The organism is Sphingomonas sp., assembly GCF_036388435.1.
GTDB lineage: Bacteria > Pseudomonadota > Alphaproteobacteria > Sphingomonadales > Sphingomonadaceae > Sphingomonas.
Genome location: NZ_DASVRV010000004.1, coordinates 1 through 8,003 on the forward strand (window position 1 = coordinate 1; position 8,003 = coordinate 8,003).

9 protein-coding genes and 1 pseudogene are annotated in these 8,003 nt (G+C 69.6%); 9 read left to right on the plus strand and 1 reads right to left on the minus strand.

All coding sequences use genetic code 11. From position 1 onward, the window contains the following. Positions 1-256, minus strand: a 256-nt coding sequence (locus VF592_RS01510; RefSeq protein ID WP_331003832.1) for an aldehyde dehydrogenase family protein, incomplete at its 3' end; no start/stop codon positions are given. A gap of 72 nt (positions 257-328) precedes the next feature. Here VF592_RS01510 and VF592_RS01515 point away from each other — a divergent pair. The 9 genes and pseudogenes from VF592_RS01515 to VF592_RS01555 all read left to right on the plus strand — a co-directional run bounded on the left by VF592_RS01515 (position 329) and on the right by VF592_RS01555 (position 7,925). Further along, positions 329-1,249, plus strand: a complete 921-nt coding sequence (locus VF592_RS01515; RefSeq protein WP_331003833.1) for an SMP-30/gluconolactonase/LRE family protein — start codon at positions 329-331, stop codon at positions 1,247-1,249. Then, on the plus strand, positions 1,246-1,899 hold the full coding sequence (locus tag VF592_RS01520) for an HAD-IA family hydrolase (RefSeq protein ID WP_331003834.1): 654 nt from the start codon (positions 1,246-1,248) through the stop codon (positions 1,897-1,899). Before VF592_RS01515 ends, VF592_RS01520 begins: the two co-directional genes overlap by 4 nt. A gap of 91 nt (positions 1,900-1,990) precedes the next feature. Beyond that, positions 1,991-3,430, plus strand: a complete 1,440-nt coding sequence (leuC, locus tag VF592_RS01525) for a 3-isopropylmalate dehydratase large subunit (RefSeq protein ID WP_331003835.1) — start codon at positions 1,991-1,993, stop codon at positions 3,428-3,430. Further along, complete coding sequence (locus VF592_RS01530) at positions 3,427-4,275, plus strand: N-acyl homoserine lactonase family protein (protein WP_331003836.1); 849 nt, start codon at positions 3,427-3,429, stop codon at positions 4,273-4,275. Before leuC ends, VF592_RS01530 begins: the two co-directional genes overlap by 4 nt. After that, positions 4,275-4,904, plus strand: a complete 630-nt coding sequence (gene leuD, locus VF592_RS01535; protein WP_331003837.1) for a 3-isopropylmalate dehydratase small subunit — start codon at positions 4,275-4,277, stop codon at positions 4,902-4,904. Before VF592_RS01530 ends, leuD begins: the two co-directional genes overlap by 1 nt. Beyond that, a complete protein-coding gene (locus VF592_RS01540; protein ID WP_331003838.1) occupies positions 4,867-5,862 on the plus strand; it encodes an NADPH:quinone oxidoreductase family protein in 996 nt (331 codons plus the stop codon). Before leuD ends, VF592_RS01540 begins: the two co-directional genes overlap by 38 nt. Positions 5,863-6,054: 192 nt before the next feature. Next, complete coding sequence (locus VF592_RS01545) at positions 6,055-7,002, plus strand: VacJ family lipoprotein (protein ID WP_331003839.1); 948 nt, start codon at positions 6,055-6,057, stop codon at positions 7,000-7,002. Positions 7,003-7,178: 176 nt separating this feature from the next. After that, positions 7,179-7,418, plus strand: a pseudogene (locus VF592_RS01550) (DUF2171 domain-containing protein); the annotation flags it as partial. Continuing rightward, entirely contained in the window at positions 7,401-7,925 is a 525-nt protein-coding gene (locus VF592_RS01555) for a PRC-barrel domain-containing protein (RefSeq protein WP_331003840.1), read from the plus strand. The pseudogene VF592_RS01550 and the gene VF592_RS01555, both read left to right, overlap by 18 nt. Positions 7,926-8,003 lie beyond the last annotated feature (78 nt).

Consider the following 8,003-nt stretch of genomic DNA (forward strand, 5'->3'; position numbering starts at 1 on the left):
CGCGTTCGCGCATGAGCGCCGCCGCCTTGCGCAGGATCGCGCCGCGGGCCTCGACATCGGTCGCGCGCCACAATCTGAACCCGCGATCCGCCGCGTCGAGCGCCGCGTCGAGATCGGCCGGGCTCGCGAACGGCACGGCGGCGATCTCGGCGCCGGTGGCGGGGTTGAACACCGGTCCCGTGTCGCGGCCTTCGCCGGCGGCCCAGGCGCCGTCGATGTGGAGGCGGAGATCGGCGTCGTACTGCGCATCGGGCATCGAAAACGGTCCTTGGCTTGAGGCGGTCGCTCGGCGCACATAGCCGCCGATAACGACAGGAGCGAGAGGGCCATGACCATGTTCACCACCGTCGCCGCCGGATTGCGCTTTCCCGAAGGCCCCGTCGCGATGCTCGACGGCAGCGTCATTCTCGTCGAGATCGCGGAAGGGCGGATCACCCGGGTGCTGCCCGATGGCGCGACCGAGACGGTCGCGACGCCGGGTGGCGGGCCCAACGGGCTGGCGATCGGGCCGGACGGCAAGCTTTATTGCTGCAACAATGGCGGGTTCAACTATGTCGACCATCCGTCGGGACTGCTGATCCCGCACGGTCAGGCGGACGATTATTCGGGCGGGCGGATCGAGCGGATCGACCTCGCGACCGGTGCGGTCGAGATACTGTACAAGGACGGCGATTTCGGTTGCGTCCTGCGCGGGCCCAACGACATCGTCTTCGACGCGCATGGCGGCTTCTGGTTCTCCGACCATGGCAAGACGCGCGAGCGGGAACGGGACGTGACGGGCATCTTCTACGCCCGCGCCGACGGGAGCAGCCTGAGCGAGGTCGTGTTTCCGTCGGAGAACCCCAACGGCATCGGCCTGTCGCCCGACGGCCTACGCCTCTACGCCGCCGAGACCTATACCTGCCGCCTGATGGCGTTCGACGTGACCGCCCCCGGCGAGGTCGACCAGGCGGCCGGGCTGGGTGGTCCCGGCATTCCGCTCTACCGGCCGGGCGGATACAAGTTCTTCGATTCGCTGGGCGTCGAGGAGGGCGGCAACATCTGCGTGGCGACCATCGGCGAATGCGGGATCAGCGTGGTGTCGCCCGAGGGCGAGCTGGTCGAGTTCGTGCCGACGGACGACCCGTTCACCACCAACATCTGCTGGGGCGGGGAGGATATGCGCGACGCCTATATCACTCTGTCGGGCACGGGCCGCCTGGTGACATGCCGCTGGCCGCGCCCCGGCCTGAAGCTGGCCCACGCATGAGCGTCGCGGCCGTCATCTTCGATTTCGGCGGGGTGGTCACCACCTCGCCCTTCGAGGCGTTCAACCGCATGGAGGCCGAGCGCGGGCTGCCCCATGACCTCGTCCGCCGCATCAACGCCGCCGACCCCGACGGCAATGCCTGGGCGCGGTTCGAACGCGCCGAGATCGACGCGGCGACCTTCGACCGGCTGTTCTTGGCCGAGGCGCGGGCGATGGGCCACGATCTGCCCGGCGCCGACGTGCTCGCGCTGCTCGCGGGTGACGTGCGTCCCCGGATGGTGGCGGCGGTCGACCGGCTCAAGGCGGACGGGTACAGGCTAGGCTGCATCACCAACAACGTGCCGGCGGGGCAGGGCATCGGGATGGCGCTGACCAGTGATCGCGCCGCCGAGATCGCGGCGATCCTGGCGCGCTTCGACCGGGTGATCGAAAGCTCGAAGGTGGGCGTCCGCAAGCCCGATCCGCGCATCTACGCGATGATGACCGACGCGCTCGGCGTTTCGCCCAACGGTTGCATTTATCTCGACGACCTCGGCATCAACTGCAAGCCCGCCGCCGCGATGGGGATGACCGCGATCAAGGTCACGACCGAGGTCCAGGCGCTGGACGACCTGTCGCGCGCGCTGGACCTGCCCGCCGGGACGCTTTGAAAGAAGGCGTTGGGGTGAAGGAAGATAATGGGGTGAACGAGCGTGGCGGGCGGGATAGGCGGCGCGGGGTAACTCGGTTAACGTCGCCCCCATGAGCACCCGCCCGCGCACCTTGTACGAGAAGATCTGGGACGCCCACCTCGTGGAGCGTCGCGACGATGGCACCAGCCTGATCTATATCGACCGCCACCTCGTCCATGAGGTGACGAGCCCCCAGGCGTTCGAGGGGCTGCGCGTCGCGGGCCGTCCCGTCCGCCGCCCCGACCTGACGCTTGCGGTGCCCGACCATAATCTGCCGACCACGCCGCGCGCCGATGCGCTGGGCCGGCCGCTGCCGATCGCCGATCCGGATTCCGCCGCGCAGCTCGCCGCGCTACGCGGCAACGTCGCCGAGTTCGGGGTGCCCTATATCGACGCGCTCTCCGCCGATCAGGGAATCGTCCATGTCGTCGGCCCCGAACAGGGTTTCACACTGCCCGGCACCACCCTGGTCTGCGGCGACAGCCACACCTCCGCGCACGGGGCGCTGGGCGCGCTCGCTTTCGGCATCGGCACGTCGGAGGTGGAGCATGTGCTCGCCACCCAGACGCTGCTGCTCCAGCCCTCGCGGACGATGGAGGTGCGCGTCGAGGGGGCGCTCGGCTTCGGGGTATCGGCCAAGGACGTGATCCTCGCCATCATCGGGCGGATCGGCACGGCGGGGGGCACCGGCCATGTGATCGAATATACCGGCGACACGATCCGCGCGCTGTCGATCGAGGGCCGGCTGACGGTCGCCAACATGTCGATCGAGGCGGGCGCGCGCGCCGGGCTGGTCGCGCCGGACGAGGCGACCTTCGCCTATCTGAAGGGCCGCCCCATGGCGCCCGCGGGGGCGGCGTGGGACGAGGCCGTCGCCTGGTGGCGCACCCTGCCGAGCGACGCGGGCGCGGCGTACGACCGCACGGTCCGCCTCGACGCGGCCGACATCGCCCCCGCGCTCACCTGGGGGACCAGCCCCGAGGATGTCGTGCCGATCACCGGTTTCGTCCCCGATCCCGACAGCTTCGCCGATCCGGCGAAGCGCGCGGCGGCTCGCGCCTCGCTCGCCTATATGGGCCTCGCGCCGGGCGAGCGGATGCAGGATGTCGGGGTGCAGCACGTCTTCATCGGGTCGTGCACCAACAGCCGCATCGAGGATCTGCGCGCCGCCGCCTCCGTGGCCGACGGACGCCGCGTCGCGGATGGTGTGCGCGCGATGGTCGTGCCCGGATCGGGGCTGGTCAAGCGCCAGGCGGAGGCGGAGGGGCTCGATCGCATCTTCCTGGCGGCCGGATTCGAGTGGCGCGAGCCGGGTTGTTCGATGTGCCTGGCGATGAACCCGGACAAGGTGCCGCCGGGCGAGCGCTGCGCGTCGACGTCGAACCGCAATTTCGTCGGCCGGCAGGGGCCGGGCAGCCGCACGCACCTGCTGTCGCCCGCGATGGCGGCGGCGGCGGCGGTCACGGGGCGGCTGAGCGATGTCAGGGATTTGATGGGGGGAAGATCATGAAGACCGTGTTGTTCGCGTTGGTTCTGGGCTCGCTGGGCAGCGGGATGGCGGCGTTCACCGCGGGGGCGCAGGACGCGCCGGTGCGGGTGACGCTGACCCGGCTCGACTGCGGCGCCAGCAAGGGGCCGCGCGACGTCGCCGCCTTTTCGGACACCCACGCCTATGACGGCGTCAAGAAGCCGCTGGTCGCGAGCTGCTACCTAATCCGCCACGGGGACGAGCTGATGATCTGGGACACGGGCTATCCCGCCTCGACCAAGACCGACTCCGGCTCGCCGATGGCGATGAAGGCCACGATCGTCGAGCAGCTGCGCACGCTGGGCATCGCGCCCGCGCAGGTGACGCGGGTCGGCGCCAGTCATTATCACGGCGACCACACCGGCCAGGCGCGCGACTTTCCCGGTGCCATCCTCGTCATCGGACAGGGCGACTGGGCCGCGCTGACCGACAAGTCCGCGGCCCCCGGTTTCGGCGCTCCCGATCCCGCGCCGGTCGCGCACTGGATCTCGGGCGGGGGCAAGGTCGACCAGGTGCGCGGCGACAAGGACCTGTTCGGCGACGGCAGCGTGGTGATGCTGGACATGCCGGGCCACACGCCGGGCCACCATTCGCTGCTGGTGCGGCTGAAGGGCAGGGGCCCCGTGCTGCTGACGGGCGACCTCGCGCATTTTCAGGAGAATTACGATTCGAACGGGGTGCCGAGCTTCAACACCGACCGCGCCGACACGCTCGCTTCGCTCGACCGCTTCAAGACCAGCGCGCGCAACCTGAAGGCGACGGTCATCATCCAGCATGACCCGCGCCACATCGGCAAGCTGCCCGCCTTTCCGGCCGCCGCCGAGTGATGCGGCCGGTCACCACCGTCTCGGGCCGCGCCTATCCTTATGGCGCCGCCAATATCGACACCGATGTCATCATCCCCGCCCATTGGCTGAAGACGATCAGCCGCGCGGGGCTGGGACGCGGCGCGTTCGAGACGGTCCGCGCGCGGCCGGGCAACGTCTTCGACGACCCGCTATATGCCGGATCGCCGATCCTGATCGCGGGCGACAATTTCGGTTGCGGGTCGAGCCGCGAGCACGCCGCCTGGGCGCTGGTCGACATGGGGGTGCGGGCGGTGGTCGCGCCGAGCTTTTCCGACATCTTTTCGGGCAACGCGGTCAAGAACGGCATCGTCCCCGTCGTCCTGCCGCAGGAAGCGGTCGACCGCCTGCTGGAGGTCGCGCGCGACCAGCCGGTCACGGTCGATCTGGAGACGATGACGGTGACCACGCCGTTCCAGGACCGCTTCGCCTTCGCGCTCGACCCGTTCCGCCGCCGCTGCCTGATGGAAGGGCTGGACGAGATCGGCCTGACGCTGGCAAGGGACGCCCAGATAACCAGGTATGAGGGGATGGTCGCCGAGCATCGCCCCTGGCTGACGGGAGTGGGTGCACATGCGGGCGTTGCTGTCGAAGGCGGTGGGCGGACCTGACACGCTGGAGCTGACCGAGCTTCCCGATCCCACCCCCGGCCCCGGCCAGGTGGTCGTCGCGGTCAAGGCGTGCGCGATCAACTACCCGGACGTCCTCATCATCGAGGACAAATACCAGTTCAAACCGCCGCGCCCCTTCGCACCGGGCGGCGAGATCGCGGGCGTCGTCGAGGCAGTGGGCGATGGCGTGACCGGCTGGAAGGTGGGCGACCGGATCATGGGCACGATCGGCAATGGCGGGCTGGTCGAGAAGATCGCGCTCGACCCCGCGCGCATGTTCCGCCTGCCGGAAGGGCGCAGCTTCGCCGAGGGCGCGTCGCTGGTCCTGACCTATGGCACGACCATTCACGCGCTGCTCGACCGCGGGCACCTGACCGAGGGGCAGACGCTGCTCGTCCTCGGCGCGGCCGGAGGCGTGGGGCTGGCGGCGATCGAGTTGGGCAAGGCGTTCGGCGCGCGCGTCGTCGCGGCGGTATCGTCGGAGGAAAAGGCGGAAGCGGCGAGGGCGGCCGGGGCCGACGTGACGATCGTCTATGCCCGCGCGCCTTTCGACAAGGACCAGTCCAAGGCGCTGGCCGAGCAGTTCAAGGCGGCGGTCGGGCCGAACGGCGCCGACGTGGTCTATGATCCCGTCGGCGGCGACTATGCCGAGCCGGCGTTGCGCTCGATCGCTTGGGAAGGGCGCTATCTGGTGGTCGGCTTTCCCGCCGGCATTCCGAGGCTCCCGCTCAATCTCACGCTGCTCAAGAGCTGCGATGTGTGCGGCGTCTTCTGGGGCGCCTTCGCGGCGCGCGACCCGCAGGCGAACCAGGCGCATGTCGATCACCTGTTCCGCCTGTGGGAACAGGGCCGGATCAGCCCGCGTGTAACCGAGGTCTTCCCGCTGGAGCGGGGCGGCGACGCGATCGCCAAAATGGCGAACCGGGGCGCGATCGGGAAGCTCGTCGTCGAGATGTGAGCGGGCGCTCCGTCGGTGCGGCGACGATCGGACGTGCCGAAGTCGAACGGTGCGGGTATCGCGGTGGCATTCACTTCGATCCCGCGCCGGTTTATGCGTAAGTCCATGGGGCGATCGGAACCGCTTCGGACGGCGGGTCCGACGCGGTGGTCACGGGGTGGAAAGGAACGACAGATCGGCACTTCCGCTTTGGTGAGCGCCCTGTTGCTGGCGGGGGCGCCGCTTCAGGCGGGCGACCGCCCGAGCGCCGCTCCCGTTCAACGAACGCCGCCGACCCAGGCCGCCCCTGCCTCGCCGGACCCGGCCGACGACATCGTCGTGGTCGGCCGCGACCGGCGCGGCGATCCGCTGGCGCCCGTCAACGAGCAGAGCTTCGCGGTCACCCAGGCGGTCGACCAAGCGATCGTCGGGCCGCTCGCGCGCGCCTATAAGCGCAACGTGCCGGGCACGATCCGCAGCGGGCTGCGCAACTTCCTGGCGAACCTGCGCGAGCCGGTGGTGATGCTCAACTATCTGCTCCAGCTCAAGCCGGGCAAGGCGGGCGAGACGCTGGGCCGGTTCGCGATCAACACAACCGTGGGTGCGGCCGGGCTGGTCGATGTCGCCAAGAAGCGCCCGTTCAACCTGCCCCGTCGGCGCAACGGGCTTGCCAACACCTTCGGCTATTACGGAATCAAGCCGGGGCCGTTCCTGTTCCTGCCGCTGATCGGCCCCGTGTCGCTGCGCGACCTGGTGGGCAATGTGCTCGACCAGGTCATGGTCCCGGTGACCGCCGTCCCGCCGCTCGATCGGCAGATCGTGACGGTGCCGCTGCTTAATCTCGGCGCGCTCGACTACCGCGCCGAATATGACGAGGAACTGGAGAAGCTCCGCGCCGGCCGCGATCCCTACGCCGCCGTGCGCCGCTACTATCTCGCCCGCCGCCAGGCCGAGATCGACGCGCTGCGGGGAAGGGCGCCCGCGATCCCGCCGGGTGGCGCCTATTTCCTCCCGCCGGTCGAGGCGCTCGGGGCGGGGACCCCGTCCGCGCCCGCACCGACCGCGACGCCCGTGCCCCCGTCCGAGCCGCGGACGATAGTGATACCGCCCCCGCCGCCGCCGGCACCCCCGCCAGCGCCGGCCGGGGAGGCCGTGTCGTAGGACAGCCGTTTCGGCGGGATCCGGCTTCGAACATTCGTCCGCGCCGTGCCGACGGCCGCTTTCCTGGACCGGCCGTCGGCGCCCGAATGAGGACGATCGCACGGCGAGCGCGATGAGACATGCATCCATCGGGCCGCCGAGCCGTTGTCCGCTCACACCGACATCAGGAGATCGTCATGGCGCATATCGGCGGCATCAAGGAACATATGGACATCATCGGCGCCGACGGCGTCCATGTCGGCACGGTCGACAAGGTCGAGGGCGACCGCATCAAGCTGACCAAACAGGACGCCGGCGAAGGCCGTCACAAGGGCCACCATCATTATCTATCGACCGGCTTGGTGGCCGAGGTCGAGGGCGATCGCGTCCGCCTGTCCGCCAATGCGGCCAACGCGTTCATGTTCGAAGAGGAAAGCGACGGATCGGCCAGGTCGTCCCCGTCGGCGGGCAAGGCTGCCGGGCTGGGCTGGGGCAGTGTCGGAATCGGTGCGGCCGCGATCGGCGCCGTCGCCGGGGCGGCGTTGCTGGCGCGCAACCAGAACCGCGACCGCGACGATTTCGCGCTGAGGCTCCAGACCGATGAAAGCCTTCGGCTCATCTCCTCCTCCAAGGTGGAGGGCACGCCCGTGGTCGGGCGCAGCGGTGAGCATCTCGGCAAGATCGAGAGCTTCATGGTCGACAAATATTCGGGGCGCGTCGCCTATGCGGTGATGTCGTTCGGCGGCACGCTCGGCTTCGGCGACTCGCTGTTTCCGCTGCCCTGGTCCTATCTGAACTATGATGTCGACAAGGACGGTTACGTCCTGGACATCACCAAGGAGCAGATCGCCGCCGCGCCCAAGTTCAAGGCGAGCGATGCGCCCGAGTTCAGCACCAGCTATCGGCAGGGTCTGGCGCAATTCTACGGCCGCACCGCCATCTGACCCGAGACGACGCATGGAGGGCCGCCGTCGCGGTCCTCCATGCCTTTCGATCGCGAGCCGACACGCCGGGATCGCGGA

Excerpts from the sequence above, each read along its gene's own strand:
- VF592_RS01515 (WP_331003833.1), top strand. The coding sequence starts at position 329 with ATGACCATGTTCACCACCGTCGCCGCCGGATTGCGCTTTCCCGAAGGC.
- VF592_RS01520 (WP_331003834.1), top strand. The coding sequence starts at position 1,246 with ATGAGCGTCGCGGCCGTCATCTTCGATTTCGGCGGGGTGGTCACCACC.
- leuC (WP_331003835.1), top strand. The coding sequence starts at position 1,991 with ATGAGCACCCGCCCGCGCACCTTGTACGAGAAGATCTGGGACGCCCAC.
- VF592_RS01530 (WP_331003836.1), top strand. The coding sequence starts at position 3,427 with ATGAAGACCGTGTTGTTCGCGTTGGTTCTGGGCTCGCTGGGCAGCGGG.
- leuD (WP_331003837.1), top strand. The coding sequence starts at position 4,275 with ATGCGGCCGGTCACCACCGTCTCGGGCCGCGCCTATCCTTATGGCGCC.
- VF592_RS01540 (WP_331003838.1), top strand. The coding sequence starts at position 4,867 with ATGCGGGCGTTGCTGTCGAAGGCGGTGGGCGGACCTGACACGCTGGAG.
- VF592_RS01555 (WP_331003840.1), top strand. The coding sequence starts at position 7,401 with ATGTTCGAAGAGGAAAGCGACGGATCGGCCAGGTCGTCCCCGTCGGCG.